This is a genomic window from Massilia sp. YIM B02443 (assembly GCF_030411955.1).
GTDB lineage: Bacteria > Pseudomonadota > Gammaproteobacteria > Burkholderiales > Burkholderiaceae_D > Telluria.
In genome coordinates, this window is sequence record NZ_JASNRA010000010.1 from 66,273 (window position 1) to 85,712 (window position 19,440).

The following is a 19,440-nucleotide window of genomic DNA, read 5'->3' on the forward strand; positions in this document are numbered from 1 at the left end:
CTAAATATTGCTCTGGAAAATTACTGACGCGGCGCGCGGAAGTCGTTCTCGATCCAGGCCTTGGCCGAGTCCTGGGTCAGCTTGAAGCTGGCCGCCACGCGCACGCGCGCCACCTGTTCGCCCATCTCGTCGGTAGCCGCCAGCATCGCATACGGATCGTCGTCGTCCGGCACGATGTCGAGCGTCACCTTCAGTTCGCCCTCTTCGGTCATGATGTACAGGTTCTTGTGCAGGATCGCGTGCATGTGCTGCTCGTGGCGGCGGATCACTTCGGACGCGGTCTTGATCAGGGTATTGAAGGCGTTGACGTCGAGCGGCTTCGGGTTCTTCTTGTCGCGGCCCATGGTCCAGGGACCGACCAGCGCCGGTTCCGACACGCCGTCCTTGTACATCGCCACCGCCCAACCGTCGTCGTCCTCGTTCTTGATCACGCGCGCGGTCCAGCCATTGCCTTGCCACAGGCGCGGTTCCTGCACCGGGCCGTCTTCGTCTTCGCCGTCGTGATCCTGGAGTTGCTCGTTCATGGTGTCAGTGTCCTTCGGCGATCTTGCGCCCAAAACCAAGATCATAGAGGAAACCGACCCCATGAAAAAGCCCGCTTGATTAAGCGAAACCGAGGCAGCGCCAGCCGGGGCCTGGCGGTGGTGTGACCGGCGGGCCGACCGGGGTGCGCAACGGGTCGATCGTCGGCGGCGGCGTGTGCCGGTTGAAGGGGTTGATGATAATCGGCGGAATGGCGGGTGGCGCCGATGGCGGATCTTTGGGACCAGCATTCGCAATGGGCAGGCGGTCCAGGAATCCATGCAACGATACAGCCATAGGATCCTCCTGTAACAGAGCAGGCTGTCAGTATAGGAAACCCTGTTGGTATTGCAAGCAGAAATTGCCCGCGATTTCAGTGCGATGCTTCATCGCCCGTACGCACGTTTCAGCCCGCCAAAATTGCGGACTGTCGCATGCCGATGGCCGCCACCGGCGTGCGCGCCTACAGTGGCATCACACAACGCTCAACCAAGCGATCAACCAAGCGACCAACCAAGGAGAACACCATGAAGCGCGCCGCCCCCTACGTCATCCTCTTCCTTTTCGCCATGGTGCTGTGGAACGCCTTGAGCTGGGGCGGCGACGGCATGCAGGTCTACTACGACGGCGACGAGTTCGACGGCCCGCTCGGCTTCCTGCTGGCCACCCTGTTCGCGGGCGGCGGCACGCTGATCGCGGTGCTGGTGACGGCGGTGGTGGGCGTGGTGCTGGCGGTGGTGTTCGCCGGCGTCGGCGTGATCGTGATCGGCGCGCTGTGCGTGGCGATGCTGACCGTGACGCTGGCGGTGTCGCCCCTGCTGCTGCCGCTGGCGTTGCCGCTGGCCCTGATCTGGTACTTCATGCACCGCTCGCGCAAAGAGCGCCTGGCGCGCAGCGCCGCCGTCTGAAAAAGACAACGTCTTCCCTTCACGACCGGGCTTTGTCCCGGTCTTTTTATTCCAGCGTTCAGGCCGCCTTCTTGGCCACGTACTGCTCGTAGCCGCGTGCGCGCAAGGCGCAGGCCGGACACACGCCGCAGCCATGCCCCCACGGATGCGCCGCGCCGCGCTCGCCCAGGTAGCAGGTGTGGGTGTCGAAGCGGATCAGGTCGACCAGCGCGTCGCCGCCTTCCTGCTGCGCCAGTTCCCAGGTCTGGGACTTGTCGATCCACATCAGCGGCGTCTCGACCTTCAGGCGCGTCGCCATGCCGAGGTTGAGCGCCACCTGCAGCGCCTTCATGGTGTCGTCGCGGCAATCCGGATAGCCCGAGAAATCGGTCTCGCACATGCCGCCCACCAGCACGTTCAGGCCGCGCCGGTAAGCCACCGTGGCCGCCACCGTCATGAACAGCAGGTTACGGCCGGGCACGAAGGTATTCGGCAGGCCGTTTTCCTGCATCGCGATTTCCACGTTGCTGGTCAGCGCCGTATCCGAGATCTTCGAGATCAGCGACAGGTCGATCATATGGTCGTCGCCCAGGCGCGCATCCCACGCCGGATCCAGGGCGCGCATTTTCGCGAGCAGCCCCGGACGCACCGACAATTCGATCGCATGGCGCTGGCCATAATCGAAACCGATCGTCTCGACGCGCGCATAGCGCTGCAGCGCCCAGGCCAGGCAGGTGGTGGAGTCTTGGCCGCCGCTGAACAGCACGAGCGCGGTATCGGAAGAAGGCAGGGTCATAGTGTGAAAGGCGTTGAAAACGGCGGGGAAACCGCGAATTCTGGCACAAATCCGGCGCCGCCGTGCGGGCGCGTCGAGGCGCACACACAACATTACGCGTCCGACATCGACTTTGCCAATCAGATAAGATGACAAGAAGTATGCCTATGGAGTGCCACGTTGCCGACACAATCACTTTCCCGCCGCCTGCATCCCCTGCCCCGCCTGCTGATGGGGGCCGGCGTATTGCTTCTTTCCTCAGCCGCATTGGCCCAGGAAACTGAACAGGCGGACACGCCGGCAAACGCATCCATCAACGCTTCGCCAGCGGCCCAGCAAGCGCAAACAGCCGACCAGGCGCCGCCATCGGCCGCCACCCGGCAAGCCGAACAGACCAGCGCCACGCTGCAGGCCGCCGGCCCGCAAGGCGTCGACTACCGCGTGCGCATCGACGCCCCGCGCCAGCTGGAAGAGCTGCTCGAAGAAAACCTCGACCTGATGCGCTGGCGCGGCAACAGCCGGGTCGACCTGGAGCAATTGCGGCGCCTGGTCAAGGAAGCGCCGGAACAGGTGCGCAAGCTGATCGCCACCGAAGGCTACTATTCGCCCAAGGTCTCGGCCGGCCTCGACACCGGCGGCGCCCAGCCGGTGGCGCGCGTGATCGTCGATCCGGGCGAGCCGGTCACGGTCGGCGACGTCGACCTGGTGCTGCAGGGCTTTGTCCCGTTCGAGGAAGGCGGCGCGCCGTTCGACGCCGCCGCCCTGCGCAACCGCTGGAGCATGCCGGTCGGCGCGCGCTTCCGCATGGGCGACTGGGAAGACGCCAAGCGCGGCCTGCTGCGCGACGTGGCGCAGACGCGCTTCCCGCGCGCGCGCCTGGTCGAGACCAGCGCCACGGTCGACCCCGATTCGCGCCGCGTGCTGCTGCGGGTGGTGCTCGACAGCGGCCCCGAGATGCGTTTCGGCGAGCTGCGCATCCGCGGCCTGAAACGCTATCCGCGCACCGTGATCACCAACCTCAACAAGATCAACCCGGGCGACGAGTACAGCGAAGCGGCGCTGCAGGCACTGCAGTCGCGGGTGCAGGACACCGGCTACTTCAGCAGCGTCGAAGTCAGCGTCGACATGCGCGCCGTGCTGGCGGCCGAGATCAAGGACATCAAGGAAGACGACGACCTCGACGCCAATCCGGCCACGCCCGCCGCCGGGTCTTCCACTGATACTGCGGCCGGCACGGCTCCTGCGAACGCCGTCGCCGCCACCACGCCGGCCAACGGCGCCGGCCCCACCACCCTGCCGGTGGTGATCCGCGTCACCGAAAACAAGCAGAAGAACGTCGAGGCCGGCCTGGGCTTCTCGACCGACACCGGCGCGCGCGCCCAGCTCGGCTACGACGACCTGAACGTGTTCGGCAAGCGCTTCAAGAGCGACCTGATCTACGAACAGCGGCGCCAGACCGCGCGCGGCGAATTCTTCTGGCCGACCACCGCCAAGGGCTACAACGACAGCGTCAGCGCCGGCGTCGAGCGCGAAGACCTGCGCGGCGAGATCACCACCCTGGCCAGCATCGCGGCGCGCCGCGCCTGGGGTTCGCCCCTGCTCGAGCGCAGCCTGACGCTCGAAGTACTGGCCGAAAAGCGCGAGGTGCAGGGCCTGGAGCCCACCTACACGCGCAGCATCCCGCTTACCTACAGCATCACCCGCCGCAAGCTCGACAGCCTGATCCAGCCGACCAACGGCTACGTGCTCAATGCCCAGGTCGGCGGCGCCGTGCTGCCGATCCTGACCGACGAAAAATTCCTGCGCGGTTACCTGCGCGGCATCGGCTACAAGCCGCTGGGCGAAAAAGGCACGCTGGTCGTGCGCGCCGAACTGGGCGCCGTGGTCTCGAAAGAAAAGCTGGGCGTGCCGAGCACCTTCCTGTTCCGCGCCGGCGGCGACCAGTCGGTGCGCGGCTATGGCTACCAGGAACTGGGCGTGCAGGAAAACGGCGCCACCGTGGGCGGCAAGGTCCTGGCCACCGCCAGCGCCGAATACCAGTACTGGTTCAAGCCGCCGTGGGGCGCGGCCGTGTTCTACGACGTCGGCAACGCCGCCGACAGCTTCGGCGCGATCAATCCGAAATCCGGCTACGGCGTCGGTGCGCGCTGGCGCAGCCCGGTCGGCCCGATCAACGTCGACCTGGCCTACGGCCACGCGGTGCGCAAGGCGCGCCTGCACTTCTCACTTGGATTCACGTTCTGATGGATACACCTGACAACAACGCGGCGAGGGACAGCACCCCTGCGCCCGCACACAAGCAGCGCAAATGGCCGCGCCGCGTCGCCATCGGCGTCGCCGTCACCGGCGTCATCATCGGCGGCACCCTGTGGTACCTGGGCCGCGAGACCACGCTGCAGATGATCGCGCAGCGCGTCGCCAATTCCACCGGCGGCAAGCTGACCCTGCAGGGCGTGTCCGGTTCGCTGTACGGCGCCATGCACATCGAGCGCCTGGTGTGGCGCACGCCGGAACAGGTGATCACGGCCGAGAAGATCGACGTCGACTGGTCGCCGGCCCAGATCCTGTCGCGCGGCATCCTGGTCGACAAATTGTGGGCCGCCAGCGTGCGCATGCAGACGCTCAAGGAAAGCGAAGACGAGCCGACCGTGCTGCCGGCCAGCCTGGCCCCGCCGTTCAAGGTGGAACTGGACGACGCGCGGCTGGCGCGCATGACGATCGTGAACCTGGCCGGCGCCGAAACCCGGGTCGACAACATCCGCGCGCGCGTCAAGGGCGACAAGCAGACTTGGGTGGTCCAGAACGCCGCGGCCGCGACGCCGTTCGGCCAGGTGGCAGCCAACCTGACGCTGGGCGCGCAGCGCCCGTTCAAGATTGGCGCCACCGGCAGCCTGACGCAATCGCAGGCCAGCGCCGGCGCCCGCGCCGCCCAGCTGAACCTGAAAGTCGGCGGCGACTTGCAGAACGCCACGCTGGTCGACGCCAGCGGCCAGGCCGGCCGCGCGCTGGGCGACGCCCACTTCGAGATCGCGCCGTTCGCCGAGATTCCCTTGCGCTCCCTGCGCATCAGCGGCCGTAACGTCGATCCGGGCTTCTTCAATCCGGCGCTGCCGACCGCCGACCTGAATTTCGCCGTCGCCGGCAAGCTCGACGCGAACCGCAACATCAGCGGCAACGTCGACATCAGCAACGACGGCCCGGCCGGCACCATCGACCAGGGGCGCCTGCCGCTGCGCGCGGCGCGCGGCCAGCTGGGCGGCAATCTGTCGGCATTGAACGTGTCCGACGTGCTGCTCGACTTCGGCGCCGCGGGTAAATTCACCGGCACCGGCGGCGTGCAGCGCGGCAAAGACGAAGAAGGCATCGGCACCGCGCGCTTCGCGCTGCATACCGACCGCATCGACCTGAAACAGCTTCACTCGGCGCTGAAGCCGACCGCGATCAAGGGCGACATCGCGGTCACCAATGAAGCCGAGCGCCAGACGCTGGAAGCGAACCTGAGCGACGCCGGCCTGCGCCTGAGCGCCCTGGCCACGCTGGAGAACAACGTGGCCACGTTGCGCGAAGCCCGCCTGTCGGCCGGCCGCGGCAGCATCAGCGCCAGCGGCAGCATGAACCTGGACGACAAGAAGGCATTCAAGGCGACGCTGACGTCGAACCGCTTCGACCCGTCCGCCTTTGGCGACCTGCCGGTGGCCGACATCAACGCCACCGTCAACGCCGCCGGCGCCGTGGCGCCCGAGTGGCGCGTGGACGCCGATTTCGCGATCAGGAACAGCCGCCTGATGAACCAGGCCCTGAGCGGTAAAGGCAAGCTGAGCGCCGACGCCAAACGCATCAGCGGCATCGACGCCGACCTGGCGCTGGGCCAGAACACGGTGGCCATGAACGGCGCCTTCGGCGGCGCCGGCGACCGCCTGCAATGGCGCCTCGATGGCAAGCAGCTGGCGGCGGTGCGCAGCGACCTGTATGGCGCGGTCGCCGCCAACGGCGTCGCCAGCGGCACCATGGCCGCGCCGCGCACCACCTTCGAAGTCGACGCCCGCGACCTGGGCTGGGTCGCGGCCCAGCGCAAGAACGGCAGCGGCAATTTGCGCGCCAGTGGCGAAGCCTGGCTGGGCGGCCCGGAAGGCGCGCGCGCGGTCGAGGTCAAGGCCAGCGGCTCCACGCAGCGCTTCAACCCGGCCGCCTTCGGCTCGCCACTGGCGGCCAGCATCAATTCCACCTTCAGCGGCAGCGGCCGCGCCGGCGCCGACTGGCGCGGCAACGTCGACCTGCAAGTCAAGGATTCGACGCTGTCGAACTCCCCGTTCTGGGGCCATGCGCGCCTGAACGCCGACCGCCGCCACGTCTCGAACGCCGACGTCGACCTGCACGTCGGCCCCAACGTGGTCGCCGCCAAGGGCGCGTTCGGCGCCGCGCGCGACGTCCTGAACTGGCGCATCGACGCGCCGCAGCTGGCCGCGCTCGGCCCCGAGTTCGGCGGCGTGCTGCGCGGCTCGGGCGCCCTGTCGGGCAGCACCGAGACGCCGTCGCTGACCGCCTCGCTCGAAGGCCAGAATTTGAAACTCATGAGCGTGCACACGGTGCGCGCGCTGCGCGCCAGCGCCAACCTGGGCGCCGGCCGCGGCGCCAGCGACCCGCTGGTGACCGACGTGCAGGTGACCGGCTACGCCAGCGGCGAGACGCGCGTATCGTCGCTGCGCCTGCAGACCAGCGGCACCCGCGGCGCGCACACGCTGCGCCTGTCGGCGCTGGGCGACGGCTTTGACGCCAATACCGAGATCCGCGGCGGCTTGAATCGCGACACCTGGAGCGGCACCCTGGCCGCGCTGCAGAACCGTGGCCGCTACGCCATGTCGCTGCAAAAGCCGGTGCCGGTGACGATCGCCGGCGCGCCGGGTTCGGGCCCGATGGGCCTGGCCAGCCCGGAGCGCATCAGCTTCGAAGGCGCCGTGGTCCAGCTGGCCAGCGGCAGCATTACCGTGGACACGCTCACCAAGAACGGCCCGCGCTGGGCCAGCCGCGGCCACGCCGACAACGTGCCGCTGACGTATCTAGCCCAATTCTCGCCGGCGATCGGCGCCAACGCGCGCGGCGACCTGACCCTGGGCGCCGCGTGGTCGGTCGACATGCGCGCCCCGCAGGCGGCCGGCGCCGCGCCTTCGCTGGCCGGCAACGTGCGCGTGTTCCGCGAGCGCGGCGACGCCATCGTCGGCGGCGACACCCCGGTGCCGCTCGGCCTGCGCCAGTTCCAGGCCAGCGCCGACGTCGCCGGCAGCAGCCTGCGCGTGCGCCTCGACCTGGATGGCGAGCGCACCGGCCGCGCGAATGTCGAAGCCAACGCCCAGATGCTGGGCGGGAAGCTGGAAAAAGACAGCCCGCTGCGCATGACGGCCAACGCCGACATGCCGTCGATCGCCTGGCTTGCCTCGCTGGCCGGCCAGCCGGGACTGGAACTGGACGGCGCGCTGCGCCTGGCTCTCTCCGCCGGCGGCACCATCGGCGCGCCGAGCCTGAACGGCGACATGAACGGCGACCGGCTGGCGGTGCGCTGGCCCGAGCAGGGCGTGCGCCTGCAGAACGGCCAGCTGCGCGCCCAGCTCGGCGGCGACCAGCTGCGCCTGGAGCGCCTGACCTTCCAGGGCCGCCAGGGCAGCGCCGCCGCCTCCGGCTACGTGCGCTTCGCCGACGGCCAGCCGAGCGCCGAAGTGCGCCTGGTGCTGGACAAGCTCGAAGCGCTGTCGCGCCCCGACCGCACCGTGCAGGTCAGCGGCAACGCCTCGTTGGTGCGCGACGCCAGCCGCTTCGCGCTGGAAGGCAAATTCCGCGCCGACCGCGCGCTGATCGAATTCGCCCCGCAGGGCGGCCCGACCATCTCGGACGACGTGATCGTACTCGGTCGCGGCCTTGAAAAGCCGACGCCGACCAGCAAGGAAAAGGAAGTGCCGCTGACGGTCGACCTCACCGCCGACCTGGGCGACGAGTTCCGCCTGCGCGCGATGGGCATCGACGCCACCCTGGCCGGCAGCGCGCGGGTACGCATGACGGGCAGCGGCCAGCCGCGCATCAACGGCACCATCCGTGCCCTGAACGGCACCTATGCGGCCTACGGCCAGCGGCTGTCGATCGAGCGCGCCAACCTGACCTTCAGCGGCCCGTACGACAATCCCTCGCTCGACGTGCTGGCGGTGCGCAAGCGCCCCGAGGGCGAGCAGCTGTCCGAGACCAACGTCGAAGCCGGCGTGCAGGTGCGCGGCACCGCGCAGTCGCCGACCGCGCGCCTGGTGTCGACCCCGAACGTGTCCGACAGCGACAAGCTGTCGTGGCTGGTGCTGGGCCACGGCATGGAAACCACCAGCGGCAGCGAGAAGGACGTGCTGACCGCCGCCGCGGGCGCCCTGCTGGGCGGCGCGGGCGGCACCGGCGGTTTCCAGACCAAGCTGGCCACCTCGCTCGGGGTGGACGAAGTGGGCCTGAAGCAGCGCGACATGGGCAGCGACGCGTCGGCGCTGGAAAGCACCGTGGTCACGGTCGGCAAGCGCATCTCGTCGCGCGCCTACCTGAGCTTCGAGCAGGGCGCCAGCACGGCGTCGAGCCTGGTGAGCCTGCGTTATAAACTCAATCCGCGCATCTCGCTGCGCTTCCAGACCGGCACCAACAGCGCGCTCGACGTGCTGTATTCGTGGGCCTTCGACTGAGGCCCCTGGGGGCCGGCGCTTGACGGCGCTGGCCCCGCGACATCGCATCCGCCGGCGCAGATGCTCCGGACCGCGCCCGATCCCCCATCATCCGGTCGTGCTCGCGCAATCGACGAAACACTGATTTGCGGGCGCGCCAGACTCCAGCTTTCATCCTTCGTGGCGCCGGCTCCAACACGCCACTCGACTGCCATCGCAGCTGCCAGACGCGTCCGTATATATCCGGTATGGGCGCGAGCAACCATGCAAACCGGTCAAATACAGCCACCGTCACGCACATCATTTATTTAATCCTGCCTTGACCGATTATAAAGGCCGCAGCGAATTCCAATTCATCTTGCACTGCGAATAAAAAAGTTTTCCCAAAATAATATATGGCGCAACTTGTCGATATTCCTTACACATACACATTAATACAATCTCCCACAAACTATTCATATAAGATTTGATGCGTTAATTGCATATCGGGCTGCAGGCACCGATCGTTTATTAATGATTGGTCTTAATATCCTCTTGATGTCCGGATCGTTCATCCAGCCGGCGTACGAAATGCATCCGCATGTGGTTTGTTATTAATGTTTATTTCAGGAAGAAACTCACCATGATCCGAAAAGTAGCGATGGCCATCACGGCTGCCTTGTTGACAAATTCCGCTGTGGCGGCAACGATCGATTTCGAATCGCAGGACGGGGGTTACGGTTATTTCGACTACAGCTTTCGCGAAGATGGATTTAAAGTAAGTTACTCGGCGATTGATCCATTTGGATTTTATCTTATGGATAATCCTGCCGACCATTTAGGTATGTGCAGCAGTACCGGCTGCGCTTCAAATGGAACCACGGCGTTTTATGGTTTCAACGGGAGCAGCATTACCTTCGATCGCGAGGACAAAGGTTTGTTCTCCTTTACATCGCTGGATGTTGCCACGACCTTTCTCACATACGGTCGTCCCGTGAATCTGACGCTCACCGCGATGGGATTGAATGGTATTATCACGAACACGATCTTCGTGGACGCAAATCTGGCCGAATCATTTTCAAATTTCAACTTTAATGACTTTGCCAATATTTCGTCCCTGACGATCACGGGTGGCCAGGAATTGTCGGAATTTGCAATCGACAACGTTGTCCTCACGCCAGCAGAGGTTCCGGAACCTGCGGCCTGGGCGACGCTGATTGCCGGCCTCGGCATCATTTCCTCGGTTCGCCGCCGGCGCTCGCGCGGTGGCCCTGCCCGTTAGAAGCCCGCTTTCCGCTATCCATGCCATGCGATATACCACCGCCAGACTGCTCCTGCGCCCGCCCGTGGAAGACGACGTAGCGCCGCTGTACGCCATCTACGGCGACGCCGCCACCAACACCTTCAATCCGGCCGGGCCCCTGCCCGACGCCGAGCGTGCGCAGGCGGTGCTGGCCGGCTGGCTGGCGCAGTGGCGCGCACGCGGGCTGGGGCCGTGGGCGATCGCGGCGCAGGATGATCCTGCTCACGTGATCGGCTTCGGCGGCATTTCACTGCATCCTTACCTGGAGCAGGAACGCGTGAACCTCGGCTACCGCTTTGCGACGGCGGCCTGGGGCCGGGGCTATGCCACCGAACTGGGACTGGCGGCGCTGGCCTTCGGTTTCGATGAACACCACTGCGACGAGATCTTCGGCCTGGTGCGCCCGCAGCATGCGGCGTCGATCCGGGTGCTGGAGAAGATCGGGATGGCGCGCTTCGCTACGCTCGACGACGTGCCGGGACAGGCGCCCAGCCTGGTCTACCGGGCCCTGCGTCAGGGCCAGGGCTGACTAGCTCACCCGCAGCAGCGCCCGGAAGCCGCGCGCCGCGTAATACGACTGCGCGCCGTTGTGGTACACGAACACGCGCCCATAGCGGCGGTCGCCGAACAGCGCGCCATCCTGCGCGCGGATCTCGGGCGGGGTGGCGATCCAGCTCGAAGTGCGGGTATCGAATTCGCCCAGTTCCTGCAGCGCGCGGTACTGCGTCTCGTCGAGCAGCGCGACGCCCATCTTCCCGGCCAGGTCGAGCGCACTGCCGTGCGGCTTGTGTTCCTTGCGCGCGGCGCGCGCGGCGCCGTCGTAGCACAGGCTGCGGCGCCCGGCCGGGGTCTCGGGCGCGCAGTCGCAGAAGGTCAGCGCCGCGCCCGGCGCCAGCACCACGACGTCCGGCTCGCCGCCGCTGGCTTCCATCGCATCCAGTGCGTCGAGGGCGGCCGGATGGGCTTCCAACCGCGCCTGCACCATTTGCCAGTCCAGGTCCGCATGGCGCCGCATATTGTTGTCGAAACGGGTCTTCAAGGTCGCAAGCAAGTCGTCGCGTTGGCGTGGTTGCATGATGATCCTCCAGATGAATGAGCGATGGCGCCGCAGGCCAGACTAGCACGGCGCGGCCCGGCCCGGATGGGTCGCGCGCAGGCCTGCGCCGGCGGCGGCGTTCTGGTGCCAGAATGGCTTCGTGAGGAAAGACTACGTTCGCGAGGCGCATTGAGACCGACGATCGATCATCCGGACAGCCACGTCACCCGCCTGAGCGTCAAGAAGCGCCCGGTGGTGCGGCTGGTGGTGCTCGTGACGGCGCTGGCGTGCGCGTTGCTGGCCGCCTTCACCGGCTGGTTCGTGTGGCATTCGCAGCAGACCCAGATCCGCCAGACCGAAGTGGCCAATGCCAACGTGGCGCGCATGGTCGGCGCCCAGGTGGAAGCGGCGATGAAGGCCACCTCGCTGGCGCTGGCCAACGTGGTCGAGCGGGTCGAGCACGACGGCACGGCGCAGGCCAGCCTGGCGCGGCTGCAGCGCCACCTGGTCGAACTGACCCGCACCACGCCCGAGCTGCACGGCATCTTCGTGTATGGCGCCGACGGCAGCTGGCTTGCCACCTCGCTGCCGGAAACCACCCTGGGCAACAACGCCGACCGTTCCTATTTCCGCTACCACCTCGAGCATCCGGGGCGCGCCATCCACATCGCCCCGCCGGTCAAGAGCCGCTCCACCGGCGTGTGGGTGCTGCCGGTGTCGCGCCGCATCGACCATCCCGACGGCAGCTTCGCCGGCGTGGCCCTGATCACCTTGAAAGTGAATTTCTTCGAGCGCATCTACGACGAGCTGGACGTGGGCCGCACCGGCACCGTGCTGCTGGCGCTGGCCGACGGCACCGTGGTCTACCGCCGCCCCTTCGACGAGCGCGTGATCGGCACCAACCTGGCGCAAGGCGTGGTGTTCCAGGCGATCAAAAAGCGGCCGATCGGGTCCGAATTCATGGTCGCGCGGGTCGACAATATCGAGCGCCTGTACAGCTATCGCCGGGTCGACCGCTTCGCCTTCGTGATCGCCGTCGGCCAGACCAGGGACGAACTGCTGGCCGGCTGGAAGCGTTCCAGCCTGGTGATCGCCGCGGTGGCGCTGCTGGTCGGCCTGGTGTTCGTCCTGTTCGCGGCCAGGCTGCTCAAGCAGTTCGCGATCCGCGACCGGCTCGACCAGAAGCTGCGCGCCTATTCCGAGGTGCTCGAACGCGACAACCTCGGGCTGCAGCAGCTCGCGCATACCGATACATTGACCGGCCTGGCCAACCGGCGCCGCTTCGACGAGGTATTGGCGCACGAACTGCGGCGCGCCGCGCTGGCCGGCAGCGCGCTGGCGCTGGTGCTGCTGGACGTGGATTACTTCAAGAAGTACAACGACCGCCATGGCCACCCGGCCGGCGACGCCTGCCTGCAGGCGGTGGCGCGCATCCTGGCGGAGCAGGTCAACCGCAACCGCGACCTGCCGGCGCGCTACGGCGGCGAGGAGTTCGCCCTGGTCCTGCCCGACACCGACGCCGCCGGCGCGCTGGCGGTGGCCGAGCGCATCCGCGCCGCGATCGAGGCCATGGGCGCGGCGCATGCCGATTCGCCGTTCGGCGTGGTCACGGCCAGCGCCGGGCTGGCCGTGCTCGCACCCGGCGACGCGGGCGATGGCGCAGCTGCCGGCCTGCTGGCCCGCGCCGACGCGCAGCTGTACCGGGCCAAAGAATCCGGCCGCAACCGGGTGGCAGACGAGCGCGGCGCTGGCTGAAGCTCAATCCGGCGGGCCGGCAACCACGGCCAGCTCGGCGGACCGCGACGCAGCCCCGCCTTTGGCGCCGCGCAGCCAGATCTCGGTCTTCATGATGAAGTCGAATTCGCGCAGGTTGGCGACGCGCCCGAACCTGGCCGCGCCCAGCAGCGCTTCCCACTGGCGCGCATCGACCAGTCCCAGCGCCACCGCATGCGAGGCGTCGGTCCGAAAGCGGCGGCGCGCGTCGTCGCCGCGCCAGTAGGCTGCCTCCTGCGCCAGCGAACCGCCCTTCGACGTGCGCTCCAGGATGGGCGCCGGCACCCGGCCGGCGAAGGCGCTGCGCTGCAGGGTGCGGTCGGGCCGCAGATGCGTTTCATAGCGGCCCAGGATCGCCGCCGAAAACTCCACCAGCGGCAGGCTCAGGAGCGGATGGCGGAACCCGATTTCCGGCATCAGGTGCCCGGGCGCGACCCGGTTCGCCACCAGCATGCGCAGGTTGCGCCAGAAGTCGCTGCGCGCGGCACTGGCCTCGCGCGGCAGGTTCATGTCGGCTGGCGCCAGCGCCGCGCAGCGCTCCATGAAGTCCCGGCAGTAGGCGTAATGCGGGGTGAATCCGGTGACGCCGGCGCCGCCGAACAGGGGCCGCAGGCCGAAGCGCCACAGCTGGCTGACGAACAGCCGCTGCGGCGTGCCGTCGGGGGGCGCGGTGCGGATCGTGCGCAGCGCCTGCCCCAGGCGGCCGGCGCGCAGCAGGTCCGCCAGCCAGGTCGGCGCCATGCCGCGCCCATGGAACACGTCGTCGCCGCCCACGCCGGTCACCACCGCGTCGTGGCGGCCGGCCACCAGTTCGCGCAGCACCTTGCGCAGCGTGCCGCTGAACTCGTTGCCCGGCTCGGCCCAGTCATGCACGCTGTCCCAGTCGATGAAGTCGTCGTCCGGCCGCATCACGATGCGCTGCGCCAGGTCCAGCTGCTGCGCTAGCGGCGCGGCGTAGCCGATATCGTCGTCGTGCGGGCTGCCCCAGGTGACGGCATGCAGGCGGCGCGCGCCGGCGCCGCGCCGGGCCAGCGCCACCACCGTGCTCGAATCGAGGCCGCCCGAGAGTTCGAACAGCGGATTGCGCAGCCCCGCGCATTCGCGCGCGACCGCCTGCTCGACCTGGCGCACCAGTTCCTGCTCGGCTTCGGCGCGCGTATGCGACCAGGCGAACTGCGCGGCCGCCGGGGTCACCGCCGCGCCCTGCTGCGTCGTGCGCGTGCCGATGCGCACGTGGCGGCCATGCGCCAGCCGGCGCACGCCCTCGTACGGCGTCAGGTCGGAGGCGCCGTGGCCGAAGCGCAGCCAGGACGCGAAGTAGTCGAGGCAGCGCCCACGCGCGCCGCCGCTGGCCAGCAAGCCGTCCAGCGTGTCGGCGATGCGGCACAGCGCGCCTTCGGCGCCATCCTCGCGCGCAAAGAACAGCGGGCGCTGGCCCAGCGCGTCCTGCACCAGTGTCAGCACGCCCTGCCGGTGGTCGAGCACGGCGATGCCGAACGCACCCAGCACGTGGCGCGCCAGCCGGCATTCCCAGCGCAGCCACGCGGCATGGGCCAGTTCGTGCGGGTCGCGCAGCCCGGGCTGGCCGAGCAGCGCAGCGACCTCGCCCGGGTTGGCGATGTAGCCCGAAAAGAACAGCGACAGGCCGCTGCGCCGCAGCGGTGGGCTGCTGGCGCGCAGCGTGCCCTGTCCAAGGTCGAAGACGGCGGCCCAGTTGCCGGTCTCAAGCCGCTGCGGCGACCGGGTCATGTGCTTGTCCGATGATGCTGATGCCGTGCCAGCGGTCCATCGCCGCGCCGCGCTCGAGGATCGCCGCGCCGTCCAGTTCCACCCACGCGTGGGCGTCGAAGGGACAGGCCCTGAAGCCGATCCGGTGCACCGCCGCGAAGCCGAGCGCGCGCAGGAACAGGAACAGCGAGAACGAGCGCACCAGGCAGTCGCGGTCGGGATTGCGGTTGGCGAACAGGAGTTCGGCCTGCAAAAAGGCGCGCAACACTTGCGGCGGCTCTGGTGTGCGTGCCGGCGCCGGCGTCGACGCCGGCGCCATGCTTTCGGCCAGCGCGTACAGCGCCTCGAAGCGGCCGTCCGCCAGCAGCCGGCGCACGCGGCGGTTGACCTGCCACGCCAGCAGGCGCGGCGCCAAGCGCCCCCATGCCGGCGGCCGGGCTGCGGACGCGCCGGCCGGCGCCGGCGTGGCGCGTGTGGTCCGGGCCGCGCCGTAGGATTGCACCCAGCGTTCGGCATCGCGGCCGGACAGCCCGGCGTAGCGGCCGTCGCGCACGTTCAGCACGTACACGAGATCGCCCAGCGCACGCCACAGCAGATGGCCGCCCGGCGCGCTCACTTATTCGTAGGAGTAGTTGTGGCCGACTTCCCAGCCGCCGTCGCGGTTGTTCCCGTGCGCCCAGACGCCGGTGATTTCTCCGACCGCGCCGAGGTCTTCGAAGGTGAAGCCGTCGAGAGTGTCCTGCTTGTCCTGCTGTTGCTGGTCCTGGCTAGTGGTATTCATGCATTGCTCCTGTCATGGTGAAATGGGCAGGTGCGGGGGCGCAGCGTCCAAAGACGCGATCGCTCCGCCACGCTCCTGTAACGGGGTTGGATCCGCTTTTTTCAGCGCACATGCGAATTTTTTGCGTGGCGGGAAATTATCGCGCGCCGGCCGGCAGCGCGCTAGCTGTAAGAACTGACAGGAGGGGAGAGGATGGCGCAGGCCGGCGTGGCTGCCGGCCCGGCGTCATGTGTGGATGAAACGCGGATCAGGACAGCATGCTAGGCTTCGGATCGGGCACCGGCTCTTCGTCGTGCGGCAGGTGCACCGGCTGGTGCGGAGTGTCGAACGGTTCCGGCAGCGGCTCCTCGGCCGGCGCCGGATCGGGTGCGCGGTGTGCGTAAATGGCCGGATTGAACCGGTGCGTGGGCAGCGGCAGGGACGTGGACGTGGCGTGCATGGACGGGCTCTCCATTTCAAGAATCGGATCGGCCAACCTTAGCACGCGCTCGCGCGGTGCGGCGCGCGCCGGGGGTCGGCTACAATGCTCGGATTGTTGAACACTGCCGTTTGCGCTCCATGGAACTCACGATCACCACCCTGGCCCTGCTCGTCCTGACCCCGCTGCTGGTCTGGCGCATCTACACCCGCATCAAGAGCCGCATGACGCGCCAGCGCTCGATCGTGTCGCGCCACTACACCGGGGTGCTGGTGTTCGGCGCCATGATCCTGGTGCCGGCGGCCCAGCTGCTGGGCAACCCGTACAACCTGGCGGCGCTGCTGGCGGGCGCGGCGGGCGGCATCGGCTACGGGGTGTGGGGACTCAAGCTGAGCCGCTTCGAGGCCACCCAGCAAGGCTACTGGTACACGCCCAACGCGCGGCTGGGGATCGTGATGGCCATGATCCTGGTGGCGCGGCTGCTGTATTACGGGATCGAGATCTATGCCAACCAGGGCAAGGACATTCCGACGCCGCAGCTGACCGAGTCGCCGCTGACCATGTTGTGCGTGGGGCTGACGGCGGGGTATTTCGGCTGCTATTCGGCAGGCTTGCTGCGCTGGCGGCGGCGCATGCGCAAGGAGATCGATGCGCCATGATCGTCGGCTGACGATACGAACAAGGGCCCCATGTCGGGTCCCTTGTTTTTTACCGCAAGCGCCGCTTACGCCGCCGCCTTCTCCGCTTCTTTCCGGCGCTGCAGCACGAAGATCGGCTGCGCCCACTGCATGTCCTTCTTCTTCTTGCTCGTGATGAGCGTCAGTTCCGAAGGGTCGTACACGTCGGTGTTGTGCGTCAGCGGCGTCGTCATCAGGTACTGGGCGTCGGTGTTCTTCAGGAACTCGCCGACCAGCTGGATGTTGCGGATGTCCAGGTGGGCGAACGGTTCGTCGATGAACACGAAGCCGCCCGAACCTTCTTCCGATTTCAACAGGCCGATCAGCAGCACCAGCGACTTCATCACCTGCTGGCCGCCCGAGGCTTCGCCGTCGTTCATCCCGATCTGGTCCTTGCCGTCGAACTTGAAGCGCACGTGCAGGCCGGCCTGGGCCAGCTGCACATCGTCGTTCTCCAGGCGCACCGGGTCGGCCTGCACGTCGATGCCGGCCAGCGCGCCCAGTTCCTTGATGTTCTTGGTATAGGCCTTGATGGTGTAGCGCAGGCGCTCGATGTAGGCCCCGCGCGCATTGCCGGTGGCTTCGATCGCGCGGTTGTTCTGGTAGCGCCGTTCCTCGGTCTCGTTCTGGCGGCTGTCCAGCTGCTCGTTCAGGCGCGCGTACTGGTCGACCACGGTCGCATCCAGTTCCCAGTCGTCGCGCGCCAGCGACAGCTCGAGCGAACCGAGTCGCAGGCTGACCTGGTGCGCGTTCTGGTGCTTGGCCACCAGGTCGCCGCGCCACTCCGGATTCTTCCAGTTGGCGGGCACCGTGCGCCAGTTGCGGCGCAGGTCCAACAGCGCCTTGGCGTGCTCGCTGCGCTGGTCGATCTGGCGGCGGTGGTTCAGGCGCATGCCGGCTTCGGCTTCCGACAGGGCCATGCGCGCGTTCTGCCACACGGTGTCGGCGCGGGTACGATTCACGGTGGCGTTCTTGCTCAGGGTCTGCAACTCGCCCAGGCGTGCCCCCACTTCCAGGCGTTCGGCCTTGAGCGGCTCGAGCGCGCGCGCCGCTTCCTCGAATTCGGCCTGGCGCGCCGACAGTTCCTTGGCCGCGTCGACGCCGGCGATACGGGTCTTGAGGGCGCCCACTTCGGCCGCCAGCTTCGAGATCGCCAGCGTCAGCGCGTCTTCCTTCTGCTCCAGCGCCGGCAGCGACTTCTGGATCGCCTCCAGGCGCTGGGTCTTGCCGGCCGCGCCGAAGCGGTAGCGCGACGCTTCCACGAACAGCGAGCGGCCGCCGCGCCGTTCGCGGTGGTAGGCGTCGGGCGTGATCCATTCGTCCGAACGGCTCTTGAAGCCGTCGTCGACCGAGTCCACGCGTTCGATGCGTTCCAGTTGATCGATCAGCCAGCCCGGCGCCTTGCCCGAGAAGCGCACCACCGACAGCAGGCTGTCGTCCTTCACCACCGGGGCGTTGACGCAGTCCGGCACGATGAAGTGGCGATAGCGCTCCTTCTCGGCCAGGCGGTAGGCCGCCGGGGCGTCCTTGGCGTTCTCCAGCAGCACCACCGAGGCGTAGCCACCGAGCACGCCTTCGACCGCGCCCTGCCACTTCGGATCGGTGACTTCGACGATGTCCGACAGCATGGCGTGGGCGATGCCCTCGTCGCGCAGCGCGCGCCGCATCAGGCGCTGCGCTTCCGGTTCCGGCATCGCGCTCTTGCCCTGCAGCGCCGAGATGGTCGCCATTTCGGCGGCTATTTTTGAGCTGATGGCGTCGCGCGCGGCGCGCTGGCGGGTCAGCTCGGCGTCCTTCTCGTCCAGCTGTTTCGCCACTTCGGCGATGTCGGCGCCGGCGTCCGCGGAGAGTTTCTGCAGGCGTTCGCGCTGCTCGAGCAGGCTTTCCAAAGGCTTGAGGCGGGTGTTGACTTCGCCCAGGCGCTTGGCCAACGCGCTGTTTTCTTCTTCCAGCTGCACTTCGAGCTTTTGCGCTTCGGTCAGGGCGCGCTGCTGGGCCGCCAACTGGCTGCGCTTTTCGGCCAGCTGGCTGTCGGCCTGCACCAGCGGCTTCTTCGCTTCGCGCAGGTTGCGGCTGTTGTTGGCGGCCTTTTCGCGCGCTTCGTGGTACTCCAGCGCCGGCAGCACTTCTTCTTTCAGCGTCTTCTGTTCCTTGTGCAGGTCCGACCACTGATGGTGGTTCGAGACGCGCAGGCGCAGGCCTTCCAGGTTGATGCGCGAGGTTTCCAGCTCGGCCTCGAAGCGCTTGAGTTCCGTCTCGGTGTCGCGCTGGTGGCGCTTGGCCTCGTCGTAGGCGTCCAGCACTTCCTTGTCGCCGAACACCTGGAACACCAGGTCCAGCAGCTGGCGCGGCGCGTATTCGCACAGCTTGTCGGTCTCGCCCTGCTCCAGCGCCAGCACCTTCGACATCGCCGGCGACAGGCCGGCCGAGGCCAGGCGTTTGCGATAGTTCTCCACGCCGAGCCAGTCGGTGGCTTCGGTGACTTCCTCGATCTCGACGTTCCCCGGTCGCATCAGGTACTGGCGCTTCCAGTCGCCGCCGTTTTTCTGCACCTGGCAGAACAGCGTCACTTCGTCGTCGGCGAAGAAGCCCGAATGGCGGAACGGCCGGTTCGACAGCTGGCGCCCGACCGGCTTGTTGTCGACCACGGCGCGCAGCCAGGCGCTTTGCTGGCCCGAGTGGCGCGCATAGTGTTTATACGTGCGCCCCATCGAGCAATCGAGCCCGAACAGGGTGCGCATCGCGTCCAGCAGCGTGGTCTTGCCCGAGCCGTTCTGGCCGGCGATGGTGATGATCTTGGCGTCGAGCGGGATGTTCTTGATGCGCTGCCAGTAATCCCAGTGGACCAGTTCGAGTGATTTAATGTGGAACATCGGCTATC

The 19,440-nt window shown here is 67.7% G+C and carries 15 protein-coding genes; 7 read left to right on the top strand and 8 right to left on the bottom strand.

Annotated elements, in window-relative coordinates:
• Positions 1-20: 20 nt before the first annotated feature.
• Positions 21-524 (bottom strand): hypothetical protein, encoded by a 504-nt coding sequence (locus QPK27_RS12225; protein ID WP_290418519.1) that lies wholly within the window; start codon positions 522-524, stop codon positions 21-23.
• A 525-nt stretch (positions 525-1,049) separates the two neighbouring features.
• Between QPK27_RS12225 and QPK27_RS12230 the strand changes: the two genes are divergently transcribed.
• A complete protein-coding gene (locus QPK27_RS12230) occupies positions 1,050-1,430 on the top strand; it encodes a hypothetical protein (RefSeq protein WP_290418520.1) in 381 nt (126 codons plus the stop codon).
• A 58-nt stretch (positions 1,431-1,488) separates the two neighbouring features.
• Here QPK27_RS12230 and queC read toward each other — a convergent pair whose 3' ends face one another.
• A complete protein-coding gene (gene queC, locus QPK27_RS12235; RefSeq protein WP_290418521.1) occupies positions 1,489-2,205 on the bottom strand; it encodes a 7-cyano-7-deazaguanine synthase QueC in 717 nt (238 codons plus the stop codon).
• Between the two features lie 210 nt (positions 2,206-2,415).
• Between queC and QPK27_RS12240 the strand changes: the two genes are divergently transcribed.
• The 4 genes from QPK27_RS12240 to QPK27_RS12255 all read left to right on the top strand — a co-directional run bounded on the left by QPK27_RS12240 (position 2,416) and on the right by QPK27_RS12255 (position 10,675).
• Positions 2,416-4,428, top strand: coding sequence for an autotransporter assembly complex family protein (locus QPK27_RS12240; protein WP_374047059.1), 2,013 nt, complete (start codon positions 2,416-2,418; stop codon positions 4,426-4,428).
• Entirely contained in the window at positions 4,428-8,885 is a 4,458-nt protein-coding gene (locus QPK27_RS12245) for a translocation/assembly module TamB domain-containing protein (RefSeq protein ID WP_290418522.1), read from the top strand. Before QPK27_RS12240 ends, QPK27_RS12245 begins: the two co-directional genes overlap by 1 nt.
• Positions 8,886-9,486: 601 nt before the next feature.
• On the top strand, positions 9,487-10,125 hold the full coding sequence (locus QPK27_RS12250; protein ID WP_290418523.1) for an NF038120 family PEP-CTERM protein: 639 nt from the start codon (positions 9,487-9,489) through the stop codon (positions 10,123-10,125).
• Positions 10,126-10,150: 25 nt separating this feature from the next.
• Positions 10,151-10,675, top strand: coding sequence for a GNAT family N-acetyltransferase (locus QPK27_RS12255; RefSeq protein ID WP_290418524.1), 525 nt, complete (start codon positions 10,151-10,153; stop codon positions 10,673-10,675).
• Here the strand turns inward: QPK27_RS12255 and QPK27_RS12260 are convergent, their stop codons facing one another.
• Entirely contained in the window at positions 10,676-11,221 is a 546-nt protein-coding gene (locus QPK27_RS12260; protein ID WP_290418525.1) for a DUF4256 domain-containing protein, read from the bottom strand.
• Between the two features lie 150 nt (positions 11,222-11,371).
• Here QPK27_RS12260 and QPK27_RS12265 point away from each other — a divergent pair, with 150 nt between their 5' ends.
• The gene (locus QPK27_RS12265) at positions 11,372-12,937 is read left to right on the top strand and encodes a diguanylate cyclase (protein WP_290418526.1); all 1,566 of its coding nucleotides are present in this window, start codon (positions 11,372-11,374) and stop codon (positions 12,935-12,937) included.
• 3 nt (positions 12,938-12,940) lie between these two features.
• Here QPK27_RS12265 and QPK27_RS12270 read toward each other — a convergent pair whose 3' ends face one another.
• The 4 genes from QPK27_RS12270 to QPK27_RS12285 all read right to left on the bottom strand — a co-directional run bounded on the left by QPK27_RS12270 (position 12,941) and on the right by QPK27_RS12285 (position 15,903).
• Positions 12,941-14,704, bottom strand: a complete 1,764-nt coding sequence (locus tag QPK27_RS12270; RefSeq protein WP_290418527.1) for an asparagine synthase-related protein — start codon at positions 14,702-14,704, stop codon at positions 12,941-12,943.
• Positions 14,679-15,299: a lasso peptide biosynthesis B2 protein gene (locus tag QPK27_RS12275; RefSeq protein WP_290418528.1), complete on the bottom strand. Its 621-nt coding sequence runs from the start codon at positions 15,297-15,299 to the stop codon at positions 14,679-14,681. The genes QPK27_RS12270 and QPK27_RS12275 overlap by 26 nt, the downstream gene beginning before the upstream one ends.
• Entirely contained in the window at positions 15,300-15,464 is a 165-nt protein-coding gene (locus tag QPK27_RS12280) for a hypothetical protein (RefSeq protein ID WP_290418529.1), read from the bottom strand.
• A gap of 247 nt (positions 15,465-15,711) precedes the next feature.
• Positions 15,712-15,903 (bottom strand): hypothetical protein, encoded by a 192-nt coding sequence (locus QPK27_RS12285; protein ID WP_290418530.1) that lies wholly within the window; start codon positions 15,901-15,903, stop codon positions 15,712-15,714.
• A gap of 119 nt (positions 15,904-16,022) precedes the next feature.
• On the opposite strand from QPK27_RS12285, the gene QPK27_RS12290 reads away from it, so the two are divergent.
• Positions 16,023-16,541 carry a hypothetical protein gene (locus QPK27_RS12290; protein WP_290418531.1) on the top strand — a complete coding sequence of 173 codons (519 nt, stop codon included), beginning with the start codon at positions 16,023-16,025 and terminating at the stop codon, positions 16,539-16,541.
• Positions 16,542-16,606: 65 nt separating this feature from the next.
• On the opposite strand, the gene QPK27_RS12295 is transcribed toward QPK27_RS12290, so the two are convergent.
• Positions 16,607-19,432, bottom strand: a complete 2,826-nt coding sequence (locus QPK27_RS12295) for an ATP-binding protein (protein WP_290418532.1) — start codon at positions 19,430-19,432, stop codon at positions 16,607-16,609.
• Positions 19,433-19,440: the final 8 nt, after the last annotated feature.

What these genes read in the sequence shown, in the direction of transcription:
- QPK27_RS12225 (WP_290418519.1), bottom strand. Translation starts at nt 524, where the DNA reads ATGAACGAGCAACTCCAGGATCACGACGGCGAAGACGAAGACGGCCCG.
- QPK27_RS12230 (WP_290418520.1), top strand. Translation starts at nt 1,050, where the DNA reads ATGAAGCGCGCCGCCCCCTACGTCATCCTCTTCCTTTTCGCCATGGTG.
- queC (WP_290418521.1), bottom strand. Translation starts at nt 2,205, where the DNA reads ATGACCCTGCCTTCTTCCGATACCGCGCTCGTGCTGTTCAGCGGCGGC.
- QPK27_RS12240 (WP_374047059.1), top strand. Translation starts at nt 2,416, where the DNA reads ATGGGGGCCGGCGTATTGCTTCTTTCCTCAGCCGCATTGGCCCAGGAA.
- QPK27_RS12245 (WP_290418522.1), top strand. Translation starts at nt 4,428, where the DNA reads ATGGATACACCTGACAACAACGCGGCGAGGGACAGCACCCCTGCGCCC.
- QPK27_RS12250 (WP_290418523.1), top strand. Translation starts at nt 9,487, where the DNA reads ATGATCCGAAAAGTAGCGATGGCCATCACGGCTGCCTTGTTGACAAAT.
- QPK27_RS12255 (WP_290418524.1), top strand. Translation starts at nt 10,151, where the DNA reads ATGCGATATACCACCGCCAGACTGCTCCTGCGCCCGCCCGTGGAAGAC.
- QPK27_RS12260 (WP_290418525.1), bottom strand. Translation starts at nt 11,221, where the DNA reads ATGCAACCACGCCAACGCGACGACTTGCTTGCGACCTTGAAGACCCGT.
- QPK27_RS12270 (WP_290418527.1), bottom strand. Translation starts at nt 14,704, where the DNA reads ATGACCCGGTCGCCGCAGCGGCTTGAGACCGGCAACTGGGCCGCCGTC.
- QPK27_RS12280 (WP_290418529.1), bottom strand. Translation starts at nt 15,464, where the DNA reads ATGAATACCACTAGCCAGGACCAGCAACAGCAGGACAAGCAGGACACT.
- QPK27_RS12285 (WP_290418530.1), bottom strand. Translation starts at nt 15,903, where the DNA reads ATGCACGCCACGTCCACGTCCCTGCCGCTGCCCACGCACCGGTTCAAT.
- QPK27_RS12290 (WP_290418531.1), top strand. Translation starts at nt 16,023, where the DNA reads ATGGAACTCACGATCACCACCCTGGCCCTGCTCGTCCTGACCCCGCTG.
- QPK27_RS12295 (WP_290418532.1), bottom strand. Translation starts at nt 19,432, where the DNA reads ATGTTCCACATTAAATCACTCGAACTGGTCCACTGGGATTACTGGCAG.